Genomic DNA, 25,237 nt, shown 5'->3' with positions numbered 1-25,237 from the left:
GAATGGGAACCCCATTCCTATTTCTATCAATATTAAGTTATCTGTTTATTATAAAAAGGTTCGGAGGGAAAACATTGAAAAAGGCATTTTTGATTATTTCATCTGTTGTACTTACTGCCCAACTTATGCTTCCAATTGTTGATAACTTTAATCAAAACACAGTCTCAGCTGCGGGATCAAGTTTTGTTAACATTACCAAAAATAAAGTGGAAATTGGGAATAACTCCATTGAAAGGGTCATTGATTTAACAAATTCTAAATTAAAAACGGAAGTAGTTGAAAATAAAAGAATTGAGAAAAATTTAGTACCACAAGATGGTTCAGAGGATTTTTCAATTCATTTGACTTCTGAAGATAAGGTGCCAGAAGAGCCATCTAAAGTAGCTGATGTAGGTATTCCTGATGCACAGAAGCCTAAAGATGAAATTGAACGAACAGATTGGCTAGTGAATGTCTACGATTCTAAAGGTGAATCTAAAGATGGTGCAGATATGATTGATGCAGATAACAGCACCTATGTAGATTTTTGGGATGGAAGTAAAGCATGGCCATACGAGGTGATTATTGATTTAAAGGAAGAAAAGACAATTGGATCTATTGGGTATCAAAAGAGACCGGGTTACGAAGATAAGGCCTATGGGACCAATGGAACAATAGGTGAATATGAAATAAAAGTAAGCGATGATGGAGAAACATGGACAGATGCAGGATCTGGCGAGTTTACATCGGATGATTATAATCTCCATAAAGAAGGTGAACTTTTTAATGTAGGTGATACGGTATATGCAAACTTGACAGAGCCTACAACTACTAGATATGTAAAGATTGTTCAGCTTAGTGGAGCACTTTCTGATGATATTTCCTTTACTGGTGCAGAACTATTTTTATTTGAAGATACCTTAAAAAACACACCACAAAATGTTATTGACCGTACGGATTGGAATGTAAAAGTAACAGATACAAGTGGAAAAGAAAAAAGTGGATCACAATTAATTGATGGAGACGATAGTACCATCGTAGATTTTTATGACGGCGCTAAAGAATGGCCGTACACCGTGACTGTGGATATGGGTGAAGTGGAAACAGTTGGCTCTTTTAGCTACCAGAAAAGACCGGGATTTCATGAAGATGGATGGGGATTAAATGGAACCATCGGAAAATTTAAGCTTCAAGTGAGTGACGATGGAGAAACTTGGACTGACGCTGGAGAGTCAGAATTTACCGAAGAAGATTTTAACCTTCATAAAGAAGATAATCTTTTTAATGTAGGAGATTTGGTTTATGCAAGTCTAGATCAACCAAGGGAAGCCAGATATTTACGTATAATCCAATTAAGTGGTTCTTTATCTGAAGATATATCCTTTACTGGAGCAGAGTTGAATATTTATGAGGATCCATACCGGTTTAAAATTGCAACAAGTGTTAAGCAGGAAGAGGAGACAACGGAAAATGTAATCAAAGCAAGTGATTTGACCATTAAAGAAGTGAAAGAAGTGAATTACGAAACAGGTAAACAAGTTCAATTTATATTTGAAGAATACGAAAACGATGAATCTACCTGGTCAATTAAATATAATGTGTTTGTGGAAGACGCTTCTCCATATTTAAGAAGTAATTTAGAAATTGCATCTTCAAACAAGGAAGTCGCCATTGATTATATCGATGTGGATAAATTCATACTGCCTAATGAAGTCGAAGGGCTGTTTCACCATCCACCATTGAGTGAAATTTCTTCCATGTGGATTGGAAAACACGAACTCGTTTTAGGTCAACCTATCTATGCAAATGGTATGTTTTTTGGATCGGAATTTCCAGCTTCAGATACAAATGTAGTAGATAACAGTATGCAGGTTCGCTACTACTCTGGAAAAGATTTTAATAAGTTAGCTGTAGACAATCAGCTTAATGAAGATGGAATTTTTACCACGTGGAATAGTGTGATGGGAGCTGCGGCTGGAACTGCAAAGGATGTCGTGCAAACGGATTTATTTGCGTATATCGAGGAAATAGCTACGACAACTGAATTTAGGAAGCAGTACAACTCTTGGTATGACAATATGATGGATATTACGGATGAGAGTATTGCACAATCATTTTATGGTACAGAAAAAGAATTGAGTAAAAATGGTGTAGAGCCATTAGATTCCTATGTTGTTGATGACGGATGGAATGCTTATGAGACGGTTAATGCCAGCGGGGAAGAGACTAAATTACCATACGATAATAAAACAGGATTCTGGGAATTTAATAAAAAGTTTCCTAATGAATTGTATACAGCAAGTAGAATGGCAAAAAACTTTGAATCAACATTTGGACTATGGCTGGGGCCTCAAGGTGGATATAATTATTTTGGTGGTTTTGCTGAATTTTTAGAAAAGAATGGTACTGGACACGTAACAAATGATTATTGGAAAAGTGTAGATGTCGGTTCAAAGACATATGTAAACAATTTAACTAAATTATTTTTAGATTATCAAGATCGATTTGATATCGAATATTGGAAGTTAGATGGATTTGCATTAAGACCATCATCAGATGAAAACAATGACCATATGGTTGGTGGAGATGATGGGATGTACTATACCTCAGACCTTTGGGAAACATGGATTAAAACCTTTGAAAAAATGAGACAAGAACGAGTGGATGAAGGCCGAGATTTATTTTTAAATCTAACATGTTATGTGAATCCGAGTCCTTGGTTGCTTCAATGGGCAAACGCTGTCTGGATTCAGGATTCTGGTGACAATGGGTTCTTAGACACCTATGGCGGAACACAAGCAGAACAAATGATGTCTTATAGAGACAATGTGTATTTTAATATTTTTAAGAAAAATGATTTACAATTCCCATTAAAAAATGTATATAATCATGATCCGATCTACGGCGTTTCAGCAGGCATTGAGTTCAGTGATGATGATTTTAGAAACTATTTAATGATTAATGCGACAAGAGGTACAGCATTCTGGGAGCTATACTTCTCTCCAAGTATGATGAATAATGGTAAATGGAGAATTACCGCAGATGTCTTAGATTGGGCAGAGAGTAATTTCGATATACTTGAAAAGGCAAAATTATTTGGAGAAAGACCAGATCAAGGTGGTGTTTATGGATATTCGAGCTGGAATGATGGGGAAGGTATTGTATCATTTAGAAACGCTAGTGATAAAGAACAAACCTATACATTAACCTTGGATAACAAAGTAGGCGTATCAACTGAATTAGCAAATGCGAAAATGGTTCAAATACTTCCTAGAGTTGAAGAAACGAGTGTGGAAACGAAAAATTATGGTGATACGCTTGAAGTCACATTAGAACCTCATGAATCAAGAATTTATCAATTTACAGAAATGGATAAGCCAATCCCTAAGGTTGTATCTTTAAAGAACACAGGAGATCACAATCTTCAAGTTAAGTTTGATCAAAGAATTCAAAATTCATCCTTTACAATTAATGGTCAATCGACAGATGTAACTATTTTAGAAGACTATCGTACAGTTAATCTTACATCTAATAAGAAGATTAAAGAAGAAAATACGTTAGCATTTACTGTTGAAACTATCTGGGGTAGTAAAAATACGGATACAAAAACATTTTTGGAGTATGAAGATGGTTACGCTGCGAAGTTAATTGAAAGTGATGATATTAAAAATGGAGAAGGTTTAGAAGCTATCCGTTTTGATGGACCTGACCTTGATTTATTTGATATGAAGCACACAACGTATACTTTTAATAACCAAACGCCATTGGTTGGAAAACAAGACTTTTCCATATCATTAAAACTTCGGGCTTCTGGGAAAAACCAGTCCATTTTGAAACAAGAAGGTGCTTACGCGCTTAACATTGACGACAATGGATTTCTTACCTTTGCTGTCGGAGACAATGTGATAAATTCAAAGACCACTATAACTACTGTTGATGAAAAGGCATCAGGCACATTTGGGACAGATGCCTACAAACCAACCACTACCATTGAAACAGTAAAAGGGAAAATTAATGATGGGAACCTACATGATATAAAAGCTGTTAGAGAAGCAAACGGCATGCTAAAGCTTTATGTAGATGGAGAATTAGTCTCCTCAAAATATGTAAAAGATAAATTCACTTTACCGAAAGGTACTATTACACTTGGTAGTAAAGAGACAAATATGCAGGTAGGGGAAGTAGAAGTAAAGAATCAAGCAATCGCATATGATGAAGCTGAAAAATCTTTTAATGATTTAGAATTAACTGAGGGATATAAAGAATTAGATCGAACAGAATATCAGGCTTATGCAAATTCAGAAGAGAAACAGGCCGGAGCAAATGAAGGTTCTGCTGATAATGTGCTAGATGGAAAAAAATCTACATGGTGGCACACACAATATAATGGGGCAACACCTGAACCTCCTCACTGGATAACGATAGAGATGCCGGAAGTTGGACCAGTGGATGCTTATGAATACGTAAGTAGAAACGGAAACGGAAATGTGAAGAAGTACGAACTACAAGTTTCTGATACAAATGAAGATGATAGCTGGGAAACACTGAAAGCAGGAGAAATGGAGAACGGTGGTAACACATTGATTGCGTTTGATCAGCCAGTTGAAGCTAAGTTTTTCAGGTTATATATTAAGGAAACCTATGGAAATCCAGCAAATACGTTTGCATCAGCTGCAGAAATTAAATTGCATACGAAGGTAAAAGGTGCATCAGACTTTACGGAATTAGCAACAGCTTATCAAGCTATATTGCAAGTAGATGAGAAGCTATATACGAGTAAAAGCCTGAAAAAATCTGGATTTAATGAACTGAAAGAAAAAGTTGTAGATCTCTATGAAAATCCAAACGCTTCCCAGAAGGATATTGATGAAGTATTTTCTGATTACAATCAAAACTTCGAAGCTATCTTCAATAAACTAGAAGTTAAATCCGTAAACACAGAAGCATTAGAGGCTAAGCTAGCAGAAGCAAAAGCAGTGGATGTAAGTAAATACACGAACGAAACGGTAAGTGTGTTAGTAGATAAGATTGCCAAAGCAGAAAATATTGTTCATGATTCAAGTGCAAACCAAACGGAGGTAAATGATGTACTTGTAGAATTAAAAGATGCGATAAAGGGATTAAAACTACTAACAGATCCAGACCCAGATCCAGATCCAGACCCAGATAATGAACTAGATATGAAAGAAGTAAATGCATTAATAAAGAAAGTAAAAGCTATCTCTAATAAAAATGGCAAGTACACAGAAGATTCCTATCAAGCCTTACAAGCAGCAATTACTGAGGCAGAAGCTGAACTAGAAACAGTAAAATCTCAACAACACGTTCGCAGTATAATGGAAACCTTAGAATCGGCAATGGAAGATCTCGAAGTAATCAAAACAGACGATGTAGTCGTAAAAGATGACAAAAATACGAATGATGAATTGCCAGAAACAGCAACATCCATGTTTAACTGGCTTCTATTAGGCTTACTACTTTTAATTGCTGGAGTGTTTATTACTTACATTTCCAGAAGAGAATCGTAGAATAATAGTTAAAGGAACATATGAAATGCAATAAAAGCTAGTATAAGAGAAACTCGGCATTCGTTATATAGTCGGGTTTCTCTTAAAAAATGTTGCTTCATTTACGATAAAAAGTAAACAAAAATAATTGAGCTGGGAGCGGATCATACTAATGAAAAAAACCATATTATCAAATCTTATTATATGGTGTCTATTGCTTACCATTTTTACACAAAATCAATTTGTTTTACAACAGGTAGATGCCAAAGAAGATGAAGAATATTTTACAGAGGTAATTAATGATTTTGATATCGGTGATGGTCAAAATCAATTTAACTACCATGGTACATGGGGGACTACGACAGGTCCAGCTGGAAGTGGCAATCATAATAATGATGAACATTGGTCCACTTCAAGTAGTTGGGATAGGCCAGAAGATGTATACTTTGAAATCAAATTCAGTGGTAAACAAATTAAGTTGTTTGGAATTAAAGCTCCGGCGCATGGTATCTACGCTATATCTATCGATGGTGGGGAAGAGCAAGAAATAGATGCATATGCTCCTAGTAGAGAATATAAACAACTGATTTACGATAGTGGGAATTTGACAGAAGGAGATCATACGCTGAAATTAAGAGCAACTGGTGAAAAAAATGAGCAGGCGACACGACCAGACGTTCAAATTGATTATGCAGAAGTAAAACAGAAAGTTATTGATGTGACAGGTATTGAAATGGAAGGCGAATTACTACAATTGGAAGATGGAATGCCTTATCAGTTAACAGCAAATGTATTACCTGAAAATGCAACAAATAAAAATGTGCGTTGGTCTTCAAGTGATGAGGATGTAGTCAGCGTTGATGACCAAGGAAGGTTAAAGGCAGGAAATGTTATTGGAACGGCTACTATTACAGCGAAAACAGAAGATGGTGATTTTACAGCAACTAGAGAAGTTAATGTAACAAAAGGTGAGCACTCTTTAAAAGGTGCTGTTGGTACAACCGACATGCATTATGTTAAAGAAAATACATTCAGAGAAGATTATAAGCGAATAGATTTTGATGAAATTATAACGATGACCGATAAAGCGTGGGAAGGAACTGCGTGGAAAGGTGATCGTGCCAGTGCACAGTTCGTATTATGGACTACGAATAAAACGAAACAGAATGTCTCTATGAATATAGAAGATTTAGTAGATGGGAAGGGAAATAAAATAGCTTCCTCCAATATTACAGCTAATTTTGTTAAATCGACGAAAGCGGCGCGAGGTAACCCAGCCCAAGGGAAACAAGAATTGATTCCCGATATTCTTGGTTCGGATGATCCGGTAAATATAGAAAAATTTAATGTTCAGCCAATTTGGATTTCAGTTGATATTCCGAGGGATGCTGTCGCGGGAGATTACACGGGTGAACTCTCAGTAAAAACAAAGTCAGGAGAAGAAGTGGATTTCACGCTGAAATTGGAAGTGCTTGATATTACATTGCCAGAAGTAAAGGATTGGGAATATTTCTTGGATTTATGGCAAAATCCTTTTGCAGTAGCAAGAATTAATGGTATATCAAAAGACAAACTTTGGTCAAAGGAACATTTTGATGTGATGAGACCTCATTACAAATTGTTGGCAGACGCAGGGCAAAAAGTTATCACCACAACGGTTACACATGACCCATGGAATTCACAGACGTATGATCCTTACGAAAGTATGGTCAAATGGACAAAGAAGAGTGATGGTTCGTATGCGTTTGATTTTGAAGTGTTTGATAAATGGGTTCAATTTATGATGGATTTAGGAATAGATCAACAAATTGATGCGTACAGTATGGTTTCTTGGGCAAGTAAGATTAAGTATTATGATGAAGTACAGCAGAAAGATATTATAAAGAAGGTTGAAGTGGGAACTACAGAATGGTATACGATGTGGGGCGCATTTTTGGAAGCATTCGTACCGCATCTAGAAGAAAAAGGATGGCTCGATAAAACATATATGGCCAATGATGAAAGAGCATTAAATCATTTGATTGAGGCTGCTGATTTAATTGATGAAAAATCCGATGGTAGCTTAAAAATTACTGCAGCAATGAATTACAACAATCTTTTTGATAACAGAATAGATCGTATCGATAATATCTCACTGGCACAGATCTTAGTGAATCATAACAGTAAAGAGTTAAGTAATGTAGCGCAACACAGAAGATCGCTTGGATTGAATACAACATTATATACAATGGTAGGTACTTATCCTAGTAATTTTGTCCGTTCCAATCCTGCTGAACCGGTTTGGGTCATTTGGAATACAATGCGGCATAATGTAGATGGCTTTTTAAGATGGGCGTATGATTCTTTTGTGGAGGATCCGTTTGAAACATCTGATTTTAGAACGTGGGAATCTGGTGATTCATTCCAAGTATATCCAGGTGCTACAAGCTCGGTGCGTTTTGAAAAAATGAAAGAAGGGATTCGAGATGCTGAAAAAGTAAGGTATATTTCTGAACGTGAAGAAGATTTAGGTGAGAAAATTACAAATGCTTTATGGAATATGAAAAAGGTAGGAATTGCACGTGATCCATTTGGGGGAGTTAAGGGGTCTGGTAATGTAAGTATCCCAGATGAGGTTAATAAATTAAGGACTGTTTTACATGATGTTACAAAAGAATATATAGATCGGAATAAGACAGAGCAAACGAATAAAGCTTTATTAGATCAAACGATTAATGATGCAAAAAATAAACTGGATGAAACAGAAAAAGGAACAGAGGCTGGTCAGTATCCCGGTGAGGCAAGAGATGCGTTTAAGGCTGTGATTGTAAGAGCTGAACAAGTGCTAAAAAGTGAGTTTGCAACCCAAAAAGAAGTAGATGAAGTGGTTGATGAATTAAGCTTAGCACTAGAGATATATGCTGATGCCGAAATAAAGGAAGATCCGCCTCAATCTATAGACAAAGCGGCATTAGAATCGGCCATCGTTAAAGCAGAAGGCATTGATACATCTGTGTATACGGAGTCAAGTGTCGAAGAATTTGAATCAAAACTCCATCAAGCTATTGCAGTTATTGCAGATGAAAATGCTGCACAACAAGAAGTAGACACGATACAAGAAGAGCTTTTGAACGCGATAAAAGAATTAAAGAAGAAAAAGGCTGATCCAGGAGCCGATATAGATGATGATAAAGAAACCGTAACAACTGATGGCGAAGCTGACGATAAGGGTACTTCAAGTAATGGGCAGCAACTTCCTAATACGTCAACATCGATTTTTAATTGGATGATTTTAGGTTTGTTATTATCTGGATTGGGAATTTTCTTTTATGTTACAGTGAATCAAAGAAAAAAGTTACAAGAATAATAATATTCTTCAGAACACAAGGGTTAAGGATAAAAAATTAGTTTGCTAGCTGGGGCAATAATTATGATAGTATTTGTCCCCAGCTTCATTATAAATAAAATCTCGACATTTTTCTCTGAAATCCTACAGATTACCACCCTTGTAAATTAATGGTCATCATTTATAATGAATGTGAACAAGGTTATTTTTAACATCTTCAGAATATACATCCTATAATTTTAGTTTTTGGGATGAAGTAACTTAATGGTTACAGAAGGAGGAGTGTTTAAATTTATCCCTAAAAAAACTGGAAATTAATATCTTTGGAGGTGAAAGATAGTGAAAAAAGCGAAGAATAATAGATTAAAGCAATTTGCAATAATTCTTTTAGCCTTTAATTTATTGTTTTCGATGTTCCCCCCAGTTGGTACAGTGTTTGCTGAAGAAACAGTAACAACACTGTCGGATGATGTTGATTTTTTTGGAACCGCTTACAAAACAGAGACACCTTGGGGAGAAGGAATATCATTTGATGCTGCAGATTCAAATTATTTAGATTCAACAAGTAAGGTAAACGTAACAGACACATTGACATTGCAATTTTGGTTAAATATTGATGCTAGTGTATCAATGTCGAATATTATCTATCAGTTTTTAGATGATGGATCAAACAAAGGGAGAACTGTGCTTTTCCACAGAGGAGGGCAGTTTGGAACATTTATTGATGGTAAAGATATTTTGTTTGATTATTATATTCCTTTAGGTGAATGGGTTAATGCAGCAGTAACAATTGATAGAGCGAATTCAACAATCAAACTTTTTATTAATGGCGAAAAGGCAGATGAACAACCATTAGAATCAAACAATGTAAGTACAGGAGACTTTACATTGAGGGTTGGTGCGCATAAAAATTTAAATGATTCCACTGTCAATAAATATGATGGATTGCTGGATCAGTTACATATATCAACTAATCCAGTAACTTCTGAAGAAATACAAAGCAACTATCAATCAGAAAAAGATAGTATTGTAAATGAACCAAGTCCTCCTAAGGATACAACTACTATTTCCATCCAGCCTGAAAATGAATTAGGTGTAATTCCAAACAAAATGTTTGGAATTAATCACAGATATGCAAATGATGGTTATAGTTCCTGGGATTCTGAGAATGAAAAAATATTTGCGGATTTTGAAAAAGAATTTGACAAAGCAAATTTTGGTTCGGTTCGGTACCCAGGTGGTACAGTATCCAATTTATTTGAATGGAAAAATTCGATTGGACCTAAAGAGGATAGGCTAAAAACAATACACGGATTACCATATGTTGGAGCTAACGAACCAATTTCGCCTAACTTTGGAGTAGATGAAGCTGCAAGATGGCTTGAAGCGAATAATAGTGAAATGGTTTACGTGTATGGCTTAGGTAATGGATCAGCTCAAGATGCTGCAGACCTTGTTGAGTATTTAAATGCCGAGGTTGGAGAAAATCCAAACGGTGGAAAGGATTGGGCTAAAGTAAGAGCTGAAAACGGTCATTATGAGCCGTATGGAGTAAATCAATTTGAAATAGGAAATGAAATGCAACTCTGGATTCAAGATTATTGGATGAGCGGAAATCCGTATGGTAGCAAGTTAGATGCTTATGTATTTGGTGGAGAGATGGATTTCACTAGAGATTCGGTGAATAGTATAAATAGCTATCGACTAGCTCAAGAATTAGTAGATAGGGAGGATTGGAGACGATCAGAAAGGTTTTCAGATGGAACCTCCAATCAGGTTAAATATATTCGTTACACTCCTGTTGTCAAAGGTTCAGAGACAATTTTAGTAGATGGTGAGTCATGGGATCGTGTGGATGATTTAAGCTCTGCAGGATCTGAAGATGTTTATCAAATTGATTATGAAACTGGCAAGATAACATTTGGTGATGGCGAAAATGGAAACATACCAGCGGATGAAGCTGAATTGTTGGCTAAGTATAAGACCATTCAGGATGGTTTTAACGAGGTCTATCAACAAATGAAAGCAGTCGATCCAAGTATTCAAATTTATGCTGGGTATGAGAGTACAGCATTCTTAGATTTAATGGGAGCGAAATACCCATACGATGGAATGGCTATTCACCCTTATTCAGGGAATAGTGTAAATGCAAGTGATTCTTATTTTTATGAAAAAATCATGAAAGTGGGAAAAAATAAAGCACTCGGAGAAGTGAAGCATCTAGTAGACTATATGAGAGATGCATCTGGTAAAGCGTTGAATGCAGCACTTTCTGAATTCGGAATTTACAATTATAGTGAAGATTTTATTAGCTCGCAAATGCATGCTATCTATATCGCTAACTCCATTATTGACTTTATGGATGTGGGAGTTGATTACACAAATAAACATGCATTAATTGATTATCCAGCAGGAGATTCGCTTGGACCTGGAAAGCAAGCGGTCATTCAAGCCTTTAAACAAGCGGATGGAACATATGAATATGTATCTACTCCAAGTGCCAGACTGTATGAGCTTTTAAATAATCACACAGGTAACATGAGGATAGAAAATACGATATCTAACAATACAAAAATTGCAGATTTCTCTGATGTGGACGCTATTAAAGCACTAACAACTAAAGATGATGATGGAAAAATTTATACACTTGTTATCAATACAGATCGTAATCATGCGAAAGGGCTGAATTTGAATCTGCCTGACGGAGCGTATCGTGCGGAGGTGTATGCGCTTGAAAGCGGTAGTCCTCTCTCGGTTAATACAGTTGAGAATCGTGATCGGGTTCAAGTAGAAAAATTAGCAGATTTAAGATCGGATGGAAATGTAGTCAATACAACAATTGAACCACATTCCATTAAAGTATTTGAATTAACTGAAATCCCAGATACGGATAAATCAGCCCTCGATGCTAAGATCTCAGAGGCTGAAAATTTACAAGCTAGTACATTAACAGATCCTAGTTTAGTTGCATTAAATGAGGCGATAACAAATGCAAAGGAAGTTAATGCGAATCAATTAGCAACACAAGAGGAGGTTGATGATCAAACGCAATCACTCCAAACCGTAATGGATGCACTAAATTATAAACCAACCTATTTGTCTGATTTAGACTGGAATAGTGCCACGATTGGATGGGGGCAAGCACCGCAAAAAGATGCTTCAACAGATGGTAATCGAATTAGACTAACCAACAACAAAGGTGAGATTGTTGAATTTGAAAAAGGAATTGGAACACACGCCCATTCTGAAATTGTTTATGATATTTCTGGACAAAATCATAATTATTTCTCTACTTGGGTTGGAGCAGATAGAGAGATGTCAAATACTACTTCGATCCAATTTAAAATCTTTGTAGATGATCAGCTTAAATATTCGAGTAAAGTGATGAGACCGACAACACCGATGGAGTTTGCAATGGTTAATATTGCTGGTGCAGAGACACTTAAATTAGTTGTAAATGACGGTGGTAATGGAATAGGGTCTGATCACGGAGACTGGGCTGATGCTAAGTTGCATGTAGATAATCCGATTAAAAGTGATACAGAACAAGTAAAGCAATACGAAGGTATGGAGCTACTATTTAACGATGAATTCCAATCAAATACCCTTGACGACGGAAAATGGTCAACTACAAATATGCCAGAGAATGGAACGCATCACTATGCTAATGTGATTGGAAAAGACGAGAATATTTGGGTGGAAGATGGAAACCTTGTTATTCAAGCTAAAGAGTATGAAGGAACAGAGGATTACAGTACAACATCGGGTGCTGTTGAGACACGTGGTAATTTTGATTTTAGATATGGTAGAGTGGATGTCCGTGCGAAAATTCCAACGGATGCCGGTATGTGGCCAGCAATTTGGATGATGCCAGCAAACCCTGACTATGGATGGCCAATGGCAGGTGAAATAGATATTATGGAGTTAGTATCTCAAGAACCGAATAAAATATGGTCAACGATCCATTCAGGAATCTATCGAACGGATAATTACTTTAACAGTCATGGAACGCTAACGATGGATCGTGGAACTTATTTTGATGATTACCATGTGTATTCTATGGAATGGGAACCTGGTGTGATTAAGTTTTTCGTTGATGATGTATTAGTTAAAGCATTCAACGATTGGCGAAACTGGGTAGGAGATAAGGTTGATGGAACGTACACAAATATCACAGAAAGAGACTTTCCTACACCTTTTGATAAGAATTTCTTCTTGAAGTTAAACCTAGCGACTGGAGGTTGGTCAAAGGATGTTGATCAAACAACACGCTGGGGAGAGCGAACGTCTATGAAGGTTGATTATGTTCGTGTATATCAAGATGTAAAGCCAGATTATGACTACGCTTCAGATGAACCATATGCAAATAATAAACAAGGTGCGGTATGGTATGGACAAAGAAAACAGGCTGGATCTTGGGAAAATATTGAGAACTATGACTCTAATACAAACATGTGGATCTCCGCTGAATCAGGAACAAGAGGAGATGGAAATGATTGGGCGTACGTTTCAAAAGATGGATTAAGTGCAAACTTTGCTCCTGATTCAACTTATGAGGCTGCTGCAATTGGATTTAGATCTCCTTATGCAGGGTATGTGAAGGCGGGCTTGAAAAATGAAGTCAATACCAATAAAGCGGTAGAAGTAGATTTTAATGTATCAACTGGAGATATGACTTCTACAACAGAAATTTTACGATCAGAAACTTTAAACAGTAAAACAGACGACATTTCAACAAAGCGAACGTATATCCCTGTTACAAAGGATGAAATGGTAAGATTTGAAATAGCAAAGAGTGATAATGCGGTGAACAACTTTATTCCAGTCATACAATATGTAGATGAATCGGAATATCATGCATTTCAAGCTTTGGAGACAAAGGTCTCTGAATTGGAGGAAACAGATACATCTAGCTTTACAGATTCAAGTGTTAGCCAATTCGAATCGACTCTTCATGCAGCACAGGAATTACTTCATGGTAATGGAAGTGAAGCGACGTACATGGAGGCACGTACTAATTTAGTAGCTGCTTTTGAAGGGTTGAAGGAACCTGAGACTATTAAGGTTACATTTGATCTGCAAGGTGGAACTGGTGAGGTCCCAGCTCAGGAGATAGAACTTGGAGATAAGGCATCAAAACCTGAAACTGAGCCTGAAAAAGATGGATTTATGTTTAAGCATTGGAGCAAAGAACCAAATGGCTATCCATATTACTTTAATACACCAGTAACAGAAGATACAGTCTTTTATGCCGTCTTTGAGGAATACACACCACTTGTCGGCACGACAGTACCTGATCATGTAGAGGTGTATGATAGATCAAACTGGAGCTATTCTGCAAGCAGTAATTATTCGAACGCACCAATTGCTAAAATGTTTGACGGTGATAAATCAACACATTGGCACTCTGATTGGACGGGTGCAACACCAATGAAGTGGCCATACGATGTAGAAATTGAATTAGGTGACGTTCAAACCATTGATAGCTTCTCTTATTTACCTAGACAGGATAAAAACTACAATGGTACGAATCAATATAATGGTAGAGTAAATGTTTTTGAGATTTATGCTGGAACCAATGCTGAAGATGCTACAAGAGTCATGAGAGGTGAAATGGACTGGAACGATGGAAGTGATTATGATAATACAGTGAAATATGTAGCTTTTGATGAGCCTATTGAAGCATCTTATATTAAATTTAGAATTATTACTGCTGGATCGGATACAAACCAGGAACTCGGTTCAGGTTCAGAATTCAATTTATATAAAGAAGGTGTTGATAAATCTGAACTTGAAACAAAGCTAGCAGAAGCTGAGTCAGTAGATACAACAGGGAAGACAGAAGAATCTGTTCAGGCATTGACAGATGCAATTGCATCTGCACAAGCTGTGATAGATGACGTCGAAGCAACACAAGAAGAAGTAGATGCAGAAGTGTCAGCACTAGAAGCGGCGATCGATGGTTTGGCGGATAAGCAACCATCTGTTGATAAGTCTGAATTAGAAGTAAAATTAACAGGAGCGAAAGCAGTAGATACAACAGGTAAAACAGAGGCGTCTGTAAAGGTATTAGAAGATGCAATCGTATCTGCGCAGGCTGTGCTGGATGATGCTGAAGCAACACAAGAAGAAGTAGATGCCCAAGTAGCAGCATTAGAGGCAGCAATAGCTGATTTAGAAGATGAAGATTCTAAAGTTAACAAATCTCAGTTGCAAGCGAAGTTAGCAGAAGCCGAGGCAGTAGATACAGCCGGAAAGACGGAAGCATCTGTGCAAGCACTAACAGATGCAATTACATCCGCTCAAGCAGTACTAGATGATGTTGAAGCAACACAAGCGGCAGTAGATGCAGAAGTAACCGCATTAGAAACTGCGATAGCGGGGCTAGAGGATAAAGCACCAGAGATAGACAAATCAGATCTAGAAGCGAAGTTAGCAGAAGCCGAGGCAGTAGATACAGCCGGAAAGACGGAAGTATCCGCCCAAGCACTAGCAGCTGCAATCACATCCGCTCAAGCAGTAATGGATGATGTTGAAGCAACACAAGCGGCAGTAGATGCAGAAGTAACCGCATTAGAAACTGCGATAGCGGGGCTAGAGGATAAAGCACCAGAGATAGACAAATCAGATCTAGAAGCGAAGTTAGTAGAAGCCGAGGCTGTAGATACAACCGGAAAGACGGAAGTATCCGCCCAAGCACTAGCAGCTGCAATCACATCCGCTCAAGCAGTAATGGATGATGCGGAAGCAACACAAGCGGCAGTAGATGCAGAAGTAACCGCATTAGAAACTGCGATAGAAGGGCTAGAGGATAAAGCACCAGAGATAGATAAGTCAGCACTCGAGGCGAAATTAACAGAAGCTATGGCTGTTGATACAACCGGAAAAACAGAAACTTCTGTGAAAAAACTAGAGGATGCGATAAAAACAGCGCTAACTGTACTAGACAATCCAAAGGCAACCGAAGAAGCCGTTGAAAATGCGTTAGCAGAATTGACATATGCAATAAATGATTTGGATAAAATTGACACGGATGATTCTGAAACGTCAGGTGAAAGTGACAAACCAGCTGAAGATAGTGAAAAAGAATTACCAGAAACAGCTACATCTATTTATAACTGGTTGATAATTGGTTTCTTATTAACTAGCATAGGAACATTCCTAACAATGAGAAAAAGGCTTAAATAAAACGTTTGACTAAAAAACAGCAAGAAATTAATAGAAATTGATTTCTTGCTGTTTTATTTTTAAATTTATTAATAAGCCTCAATTTTATTTGGGTGAGTAACAGCTCAGTTGGAATTTTACTCTGTAAGAATAAATCATATGAAAGGAAGTTTAGCTTTGAAGAAAATGAGAAAAACAATTGTTGCTATTTTTTCTATTTTTGTTTTCCATTTAACCCCTTTAGCGCAAATGTTTGCTGAAACTACCAATGATGTCCCTGCACCAATTGTTCGAGTAGAAAACGAAAAAATTGGTAATGGCTATTTTACAAATCTAAATGATTATGTGGACGAATTAAAGGAATTAGATGAAGGAACAATTATTACAAGATTTCGCTATACGGGATCATCTATTATGTCCCTTTTCTCATTAAGTAATAGTAATGTACCAAATGGTCATTTTCATTTGTACATATCACCAACAGCAATAGGTAGCGAGAACAGATTACAGCAACCTAATGTATCACCTGAAAATACTCACCTTTCACAAAGTGTTAACCTTGAACAAGGTGCAGTCCACACAATTGCAATGGTTGCTGACAAAGAGGAAGGTTATAAATTCTTTTTAGATGGTGACTTGGTATTTCAAGAAAAAGATTCCCCAGTTAAGTTTTTAAGCAATATTTATAAACCAAACAGTGCACAGTTAGGTCGAACAGAACGTGGATCAGGAGGCAATGAATATTTATTTGATGGTGATATTTATATGGCTGAAATCTATGACGAACCACTTTCTGATCAGTTGTTAAAAGACATTACTAAAGGTTCACCTAAAGAAATTAGCGATATAATAGAGAAAAACGGTTGGGCGAATTTATCCGATCATTCTGTGAATCAAACTTACCCAGCTGATAACGGAACAAACGGTAAACTTATCTATACCGATATAAGCCAAGACGTAGACACGATAAAAGGACTTTCTTCTGGAGCAATTGTTGCGAAATTCAGAACTACAGATCAAAACGGAATCAACACGATATTTGCTTTGACTGATACAACAAAGCAAAAATATAAGACCCATTCGACACTAGCGGTTAAAAATGGGAAGCTTTTTTTCTCAATAACTAAAAACCATTCAAGTCCATTTGTTAGCGATAGTGAGGTGCCGGTAGGTAAAATTAATGATGGAGAATGGCACACAGTTGCAGTTGTTACGAATCAAGACGGTACATCTTTATATTTGGATGGTAAGAAACAACTAACAAAAGAAAATACTATTTTTTTAGATCATTTAAATAATGCCAATCATGCAAATATTGGTAGATCAATCGCTGTTAATTCAAGTAACGGTCATGACTATTATCAAGCAGGTGATATTGCTTATGTGAATTTTTACGGGATAGACTTGAATTCTCCTCCACTCGATATTGAAAAAATTCGAGCAATGACAACCAATTCAAACAATGATGACGATACATGGTTTTTTACTGGAGGTGGAATGACTCAAGGTATGGGGTTAACTGATGGTACAAGAAATTATATTGGTTTATTTGAAGAAGTTGTCCGTTGGGAACAGACTGGAAACGATAACCAACGCCAGAGATTTATGATTAATGGAGGACAAGAAGATCAGTCAGTAGCTGAAGTAAATAATAACTACAGTAATAGAGTTGCTCCTTTTAAACCTAAAGTAGTTTCTGTTATGGTTGGTTTAGATGACAGTAAATCAGGACGTGAAGAAATAGAAGCATTTGAGGAAAACTTAATTTCATTGGTATCAAAGATACGTGATTCAGGTGCCATCCCAATTATACAATTACAAAATGCTATAACCGATAAGTCGTTAATACCTAATCTCGAACTTTATTTGGAAACTGCACGTGAGGTAGCAGAGAATACACATACTGTACTAGTAGATCATTACCGTAACTGGAATGACAAGGAGTTAAATGAACCAGGCTACATTGCAGCACATTTAAAGGGAAGTACCGTGCCCAACGAGCTGGGTCATCTTGAGCTGAGTAAAGATTTAATAAGAGAGCTTGCCGGTATTACAAGTGGATTTACTTACAATATAGAGGGTTTCACCCATATTCAGGCAGAACAGGTTGTGCCGAAATCCAACACACCTAAAGTGAGCGGTATAGCAAATGGAACGATCAAACTTGATGTGGCATCGATACTAGAGAACGTGTCAAATGTAAGTAAGGTTTACTATGAAATACCTCTAAATAATAAAGTAACGATCACAAAAGAATTTAATGGCAGTACGGAGGAAATACCAAATCTGAACCGGGAAAAGGAATATACCGTTTATGTATACGCAAAGTTAAATGATAGAAATGAAACGCTAAAATTTACTCCAGTAACCATTATTCCTACGAATGGGGCAAAGGGCATACCGGTTAATTCTTCACAGCTAGAATTGGATTCATTGGCTCAAGCTATAAAAGATAAATTTAAAAGTAATGAGTCTATTAAGTGGTTGTTTGCTGGAGATAGTATAACCCATGGGGCATTGTGGACCTTTGGTTATGATAGTTTCCCACAGCTATTTGAAAAAAGAATTCGTACAGAAATGGGAAGAACGAGTGATATTGTAATTAATACAGGCGTATCTGGGGCAACAACAACTGAATTTCTAGCAAATAAGCAATTACGATTAAATCGTTACAACCCAGATGTTGTATTTGTTATGTTTGGGATGAATGATGTAACGTCAGGAATGTCAACAATGGAATTTCATGATAATATGACTGAAATTATCAAAGATATAAGAACTAAAGATGCAATTCCAGTTTTGATGACCCCAAATCCTGCATTTTCAGGAGGCGCACGTCAAAATAATTTACCATCTTATATAAGCGAGGTTCGAAATGTTGCGAAAGAAAAAGATGTACTCGTTATTGATCATTACAAAATGTGGGAAGATAAAATGGACCAAAAAGAATACATTGGTGGACCATCTGGGACTTGGATGGGAAACTCTATTCATCCCGGTTATATTGGTCACTTAAAGATGGCTCAAAACATTTTTAGTTCTTTGGGAATTTATGATTCATCTAGCCACTTATCTATGATGGATTATGTTGTTCCAGGTAGTGAAGTCAAGATAAGCCATACGGCTTCTATATCATCTATAGAATCAACTAGTGTAACCGTTGATATTAATCAAACAATGAATATAGCCGATATCGATTTAAATAGTCTAGATATTCAGTTAATCTTAGAAAATGGCATAACCTATAATGCAAAGGCTAAATCATCAGATTCAGAAATTATGTTTGATGGCTTGGCTCCGGATTCTAATATTACTGTGAAAGTGATTGGCCATGGTCAAAAAGAAAATAAAGTGGTTAAGTATCAGAAGAATACATTTAAACTTCCAAAAAAAGAAGTTGTAAAAAAATTAGAAGAGCTGATTGAAGAAGCTAAATCTTATAATAATGCAAACAGTTTCTACACCGAAGAGTCTTATGAAGCCCTTCAACAAACAATAATGGATGCGAAAAAAATGGTTGAATCTGTAAAAACAGACGCTGAAGTAACAGCAATGACTCAATCCCTACAACAAGCGTTAGAAGGGTTAAAGGAACAAATGCCAGAGCCTGAAGTAGATAAGAAGGAATTGCAAGCGTTAATCCAAAAGGCCAAAGGCTATAGTAACGAAAAGCATAATTATACAGCAGATACCTATAATGCACTTCAATCGGCAATAGAGAAAGCAGAAGAATCTCTAGATACAGTAGAAACACAAGAAGAAGTAACAGCAATGATCAACTCGCTACAACAAGCAATTGATGGTTTAAAGGAAAAAGAGCAAGAGTCAAGTAATAAGAAGCCAAATAATAAACAGCCAACCAATTCAAATTCAAGTAATGATACAGATGATTCAAAAGCACAAGATAAAGGCGACAAACCAGTTGAAGATAGCGAGAATGAATTACCAGAAACATCTACCTCTATTTATAACTGGTTGATGATTGGTTTGCTGTTAGTCAGCATTGGGACATTCATGACAATAAGAAAAAAAATTGAATAAAACCCAGTTTGCTTAAAATAAACTGCAGGGAATAAAGGTTTTAAACATTATTCCTTGCAGTTTTAATTTATTTACTTTTAATCCATTTTAGATAGGTTTAATACTTTTTCAACAAAAAACGCAAAAGCTAACAAAACATTCGTTAACTTTTGCGTTTTATATTAATAATTACTTGATAAAAAGAATACACGGTAATTATCTTACTATTTTACGCTTTTCTTCGTAAAACTAGCATTACGCCACTTCCTGCTATTAATAGGATAAATCCGATTAATAGGTTATTGTAGGTGGTTGTATTCGTCTTTGGTAATTCTGTTTCTGTATCGTCAGTAGTGCTCTCATTAGTATCGTTCGATTGCTCTGTATCTACTTTTTCATCAGAGTTAACAGATTCATTAGGGTTTTCCGGTTGTTCTGGATTTGTTGATTCCTCCGTTTCTTCTGGGTCTGTTGACTCTTCCGGATCTGTTGGTTCTTCTGGAACAACTGGATCTGTAATTATTTCCTCTTTAACATTTACTGTTGCCGTTTGAACGACATCTCCTAATGTAAATGTAATGGTGTATGTTCCAGGAACATTTACATTAAAATCACCTTCATCAATTGTAACGGAGATTGTTGCATCATTTCCTTCTATATCCATTGCTTTCGAAATAAGTGTTCTTAAGTCAATTGCTTCTCCTTCTATAATGGTTGTGTCTTTAACAACTAGGTCTAAACTAATTGGTGATGCATTTGCTTTTCCATCGTAAGCTATTACTTCATAGTGGTGAGGTTGGTTAAATCCTTCTTTTCTATCTGTATAAGTAGATTCATAACTTATGCCTATGGATTCACCATCTCGATATATTTCATAAGCGAGTACAGTATGTTTAGGTTCATCAATATCAAAAGTTAACTCAACACCTGTGTTTAAACGATTAATAGAAGTGATTTGTGGTCTTGAATCATTCGTAAATGTACTAAGCTCTCGTGCTTTATCTGTCAATAACCATGTTTTGTCCTCTAAAACTGGTAACCCATCAACAAATGCACGTACAGCATCATTATTCATATCTTTGCCATTATGTGCAAAGTGAGGTGTGACATCAATTTCAGCTACTTTACTCATAGCAACAGCCATCGTTTGCCACTTAGTTAGCCCAGCAAACGTATTATTTGGAACTTCTTCCCTCAAAAATCTATTAACTTTAGGGAAAAAGTCATTTAAACCAAACTTTACCTCCATTTGATAAAGCGTAGCTAATTCTTCAAATACACTAAAGTCTACATTCTCACCGTTATTATATTTTTGAACCGTATCCCATCTGTTCTCTCGTACAAGTCTAGATGTTCGATTAAACTCTCTTTCCATACGTAAACTAAACAGATTATTGGTGATTTCAGCAATTTCGATTGGATGACTATCATAAATGTGCCCCCATTCATGTGCTTCGCCCCAATTTCCTCCTGGGCCTTTAACCATGACTAACTCCTTAGCAAATCCGCCAGTTCGAGGGCCATTATTAAGATCACCATAGGACTGATAACCAGTAATTCCACCTCCAGCCCAAGCATGTGGTCCTTTGGTAAATAATCGGTTCATTAATCTTGCTTTGGGAGCATGATGCAAGGAGTTGGGATCATCATCGTTCAAACCTGCATATTCATTCATCACATCAAAAAATTGTTCCCACGTTTCAGCTGAATCAGCAATCGTTAATCCCTCTTTATTGTATTGTTCTGTTAGGCCAGCTAAAGCAGCTTTAGCACTAGTTGTTGTAATTGTGTTCTCTGTTACTAGTTCCATAATATTATATTTCTTGGGATTAGATGAGTTTTTGATTGTATCATAATCAAAATAAAGGTCATTATTTTCAACATTTTCTACATACTTAGCAAGGTTATCCATGAATTCGCTTACATCTGTTTGCCCGTGAATATACATAGGAAACTTAGTGCCGCCTACTAACCGAATGACAGGTGCATATGCTTGTTGATTAGGTGAGGCGTGATTCTCTAAATAGATTGGTGCAGGCCTCATTTTACTATTCTCTGAATCATCTGTTGCTAATGGAGGAGCTTCAATAATATTGATACCAGGTTTTAGTTCATAGGATATTTTCCAATTACCAGCAACCGTTAATGCCTGCCCGAAAACTAAGCTTGGCATGATACCATTTGGATCCGCATCTACATAAACTTTTAACGTTTCACCAGGTGTAACATAATATCCAGTTGGTAGCATGGTTTGTCGATTGTCCATCTGTGCTTGGCTAGTTTGTTTATAAATGTTTCCTCTTTGTTCTGCGGTAAATTGTTTTTGTTGAAATGCTGATGGATCAGATACAAGCGTTAATGCATCATTTAGGATAGGAAGGTACATGTCTTTATAAGGATGATTATTTGCTTGATTCATTAGCTTATTGATTGCATCTGTATTATTATAATCTGAACTTAGCGTTGAATAGCTCTTATCAGTAAATACTTTGTTAAGTTCTTCTGTCAACGGGTCTGGTTTATAAAAAGAGATCTCTGCAATACTAGCCCAATGCTGTTTTGCTTGTATGAATTCAAGTTGAAATCTTCGTACATCTGTATCAGGAAAATCAAATGTGACAAGTTTTCCCTGTGCTTCTATGTAGGTGTCTTCTTTTAATAATTCAAAGTTATCACCCGAAGCTGTATCACTTCCATATAATTTATAGTGTAGGGGAAAGCCCTTCCAATTTGCGCCTTGACGAACTAAATATTCAATTTTGGATAGGGTATATACTTGGTCAAATGTAAATGTTACCTTGTTTGTAAATGTATCGGTATTCGGTTGACCTGTTTCCCAGTGTGTGGAAGGATTCCCGTCTATCGCTTTATCAAGTGTACTTGAGCCATAGTTACCACCATTATTTTCAATGCTCGTAATATTACTCCTCATTACTTCGAATTGTTGATCATATTCGTTTGTTGCGGCTTCTATTACAAAAGCTGAACGAACAATAGTGAAAAGTGAAAAAGTTATCAGTAAAGCGACAAACAGAATAATACCTGTATTCCATTTTTTTCTACAAAAAAAATGCATGCTACTCCTCCTTAGTTTATAATGTTTTTCGATTTCTCCCCTTTATTAAAGCATATAATAGTCGATATAGAAATAAAAATCATGAAAAAGAGCTCCATCTATTAGAATTCATTATAGTAATAGATGTAGGAAATTAATCAAAATTAAGAATTTCCCATTATACTAATGTAAAGACTGTGTAAATGTTTTTATGTTTTTGTTGAAATTTAAAATAATAAAAAATATAATGCTGATAGTTTGTGTATGATTAGAATAGAAGGGAGATAGCGATGACAAAACAAAAAAATAAGTATCAAACACTTATTGAAATATTCTTGATCTCTACAAAACTAGGACTTACATCATTTGGTGGTCCAATTGCTCATTTAGCCTACTTCAAAGATGAATACATTGATCGTCGGAAGTGGTTGGACGATCGAACCTATGCAGATATCATCGCGATTTGTCAGTTCCTCCCTGGTCCTGCTAGTAGTCAAGTAGGTATATCCATCGGTATGTTAAGAGGAGGAGTAATGGGTGGATTTATCTCTTGGTTAGGTTTTACCATGCCTTCCGTTATTGTATTGGTTTTATTTGGATTAATGTATCAAACATTTTCCCTTGATGATGCAGGTTTTATTCATAGCTTAAAGATAGTAGCAGCAGCTGTTGTTTTACATGCGTTAATCGGTTTAGGTAAAAAGTTAACTCCTGATAAACCGAGATTAGCGATAGCACTTACAGCAGCGATTATTATGCTCTTGTATCCTTCGGCATGGATGCAAATTGTCATTATTTTAGGAGCAGGTTTTGTCGGATTAAAATGGTTTGAACATAAATCAAAATCGAAAGTTCAGCCTTTATCTATTAAAATATCTAAAAAAATGGGATTAACTGCTTTGGGAATCTTGATAAGTTTATTAGTAGTTGTACCTATACTTAATAGATTATCAGACAATCCATTCCTTCATATTTTTGATGTCTTTTTTAGAGTAGGATCGCTTGTATTCGGTGGGGGACATGTCGTGTTACCGATGATTGAGCGGGAAATAGTACCTACAGGCCTATTAACAGCAAATGAATTTTTAGCTGGCTATGGCATGGCGCAAGCTGTACCTGGACCACTATTTACTTTTTCTAGTTATTTAGGAACGATGCTAGAGGGGATTACTGGGGCTATTATAGCAACGATAGGTATTTTTCTACCATCCTTTTTATTAATTATTGCGGCATTACCATTTCTAAATGAATTACGTAACCGTTCTGTATTTCAAAGTATCTTAATGGGGGTTAATGCCAGTGTAGTAGGTATTTTATTAGCAGCGTTCTATAACCCGGTGATCAGTAGTTCTATTTTCGATGCTTCTGATTTTGCTTTAGCAGCTTTGTTATTCGGATTATTAAATATATGGAAAGTACCCGCTTGGTTGATTGTTATACTAGGTGTCGTTGGTGGTTATTTGATCCAATTTATTACGTGAATGTATTTTTACTGGTAAAATCATACTTATAAATTGTATAATCAGTAATAAAGCTTAACTAACGATTGGAGGATATAATGGCATACGAGTTGATTAAGGAATTTAACTTATTGGCTGATCGTAAACGGATTATTTGGTTAAATGTATGGAGTATTATTGTATTTTTATCGCTTCTTTTTATTGGTGCAATGTATTTTGCAATTATCCATATATCAGTTGATTTTTTAACTATCTTATTATTTTTTGTTACGTTTTTTGTGATTTTGATCATTCATGAATCGATTCATGGGCTATTTTTTAAACTATTTAAACCAGATGTGAAAGTGAAATTTGGATTCAAAAATGGGGTGGCATATGCTACTAGTCCTGGTGCTATTTATTCAAAAGACAAATTTATTGTTATTTGTTTAATGCCTTTTATCTTAATCACGTTATTGCTATATAGCTTCTATTTGTCTGGCGTGAATGGAATCTTTTTGTATTTTCTTTTTGCTATGCATACTGGCGGCTGTGTAGGTGATTTTTATTTTTTCTATTTATTATTAAAACAAAAGAATAGCACCCATGTTGAAGATACAGAACAAGGATTTAAGCTTTATAAACAATAAATTATCATATACTTGATCATTTACTATAAATTTGTGAGATTGCTAGACATCAAAAAGGATAAAGGTCTTCACCTTTATCCTTTTTACTATTATTC

7 protein-coding genes are annotated in these 25,237 nt (G+C 36.1%); 6 read left to right on the top strand and 1 reads right to left on the bottom strand.

Annotation, left to right across the window (positions count from 1 at the left end):
- The first annotated feature begins 74 nt into the window (after positions 1-74).
- The 4 genes from BN1058_RS06925 to BN1058_RS06910 all read left to right on the top strand — a co-directional run bounded on the left by BN1058_RS06925 (position 75) and on the right by BN1058_RS06910 (position 20,019).
- Positions 75-5,507, top strand: coding sequence for a discoidin domain-containing protein (locus tag BN1058_RS06925; RefSeq protein ID WP_176694455.1), 5,433 nt, complete (start codon positions 75-77; stop codon positions 5,505-5,507).
- Positions 5,508-5,658: 151 nt separating this feature from the next.
- Positions 5,659-8,832: a glycoside hydrolase domain-containing protein gene (locus tag BN1058_RS06920; protein ID WP_090854811.1), complete on the top strand. Its 3,174-nt coding sequence runs from the start codon at positions 5,659-5,661 to the stop codon at positions 8,830-8,832.
- Between the two features lie 318 nt (positions 8,833-9,150).
- On the top strand, positions 9,151-15,999 hold the full coding sequence (locus BN1058_RS06915; protein WP_090854809.1) for an NPCBM/NEW2 domain-containing protein: 6,849 nt from the start codon (positions 9,151-9,153) through the stop codon (positions 15,997-15,999).
- A gap of 165 nt (positions 16,000-16,164) precedes the next feature.
- Positions 16,165-20,019, top strand: a complete 3,855-nt coding sequence (locus BN1058_RS06910; protein WP_255307044.1) for a GDSL-type esterase/lipase family protein — start codon at positions 16,165-16,167, stop codon at positions 20,017-20,019.
- Between the two features lie 208 nt (positions 20,020-20,227).
- On the opposite strand, the gene BN1058_RS06905 is transcribed toward BN1058_RS06910, so the two are convergent.
- Positions 20,228-23,074 carry a M60 family metallopeptidase gene (locus BN1058_RS06905; RefSeq protein WP_090854803.1) on the bottom strand — a complete coding sequence of 949 codons (2,847 nt, stop codon included), beginning with the start codon at positions 23,072-23,074 and terminating at the stop codon, positions 20,228-20,230.
- A 269-nt stretch (positions 23,075-23,343) separates the two neighbouring features.
- On the opposite strand from BN1058_RS06905, the gene chrA reads away from it, so the two are divergent.
- Together chrA and BN1058_RS06895 are read left to right on the top strand one after the other, a co-directional pair.
- Positions 23,344-24,534: a chromate efflux transporter gene (chrA, locus tag BN1058_RS06900; protein ID WP_090854800.1), complete on the top strand. Its 1,191-nt coding sequence runs from the start codon at positions 23,344-23,346 to the stop codon at positions 24,532-24,534.
- 77 nt (positions 24,535-24,611) lie between these two features.
- Complete coding sequence (locus BN1058_RS06895) at positions 24,612-25,142, top strand: DUF3267 domain-containing protein (RefSeq protein WP_090854797.1); 531 nt, start codon at positions 24,612-24,614, stop codon at positions 25,140-25,142.
- The last annotated feature ends 95 nt before the right edge of the window (positions 25,143-25,237 follow it).

It is taken from the genome of Paraliobacillus sp. PM-2, assembly GCF_001368815.1.
Taxonomy (GTDB): Bacteria; Bacillota; Bacilli; order Bacillales; family Amphibacillaceae; genus Paraliobacillus.
Note: the sequence above shows the minus strand (reverse complement) of the source record. Positions and strands in the feature narration are given on the sequence as shown.

Bases quoted from the DNA above. Each gene is read 5' to 3' on its own strand.
- BN1058_RS06920 (WP_090854811.1), top strand. From the start codon at position 5,659: ATGAAAAAAACCATATTATCAAATCTTATTATATGGTGTCTATTGCTT.
- BN1058_RS06910 (WP_255307044.1), top strand. From the start codon at position 16,165: ATGAGAAAAACAATTGTTGCTATTTTTTCTATTTTTGTTTTCCATTTA.
- BN1058_RS06905 (WP_090854803.1), bottom strand. From the start codon at position 23,074: ATGCATTTTTTTTGTAGAAAAAAATGGAATACAGGTATTATTCTGTTT.
- chrA (WP_090854800.1), top strand. From the start codon at position 23,344: ATGACAAAACAAAAAAATAAGTATCAAACACTTATTGAAATATTCTTG.
- BN1058_RS06895 (WP_090854797.1), top strand. From the start codon at position 24,612: ATGGCATACGAGTTGATTAAGGAATTTAACTTATTGGCTGATCGTAAA.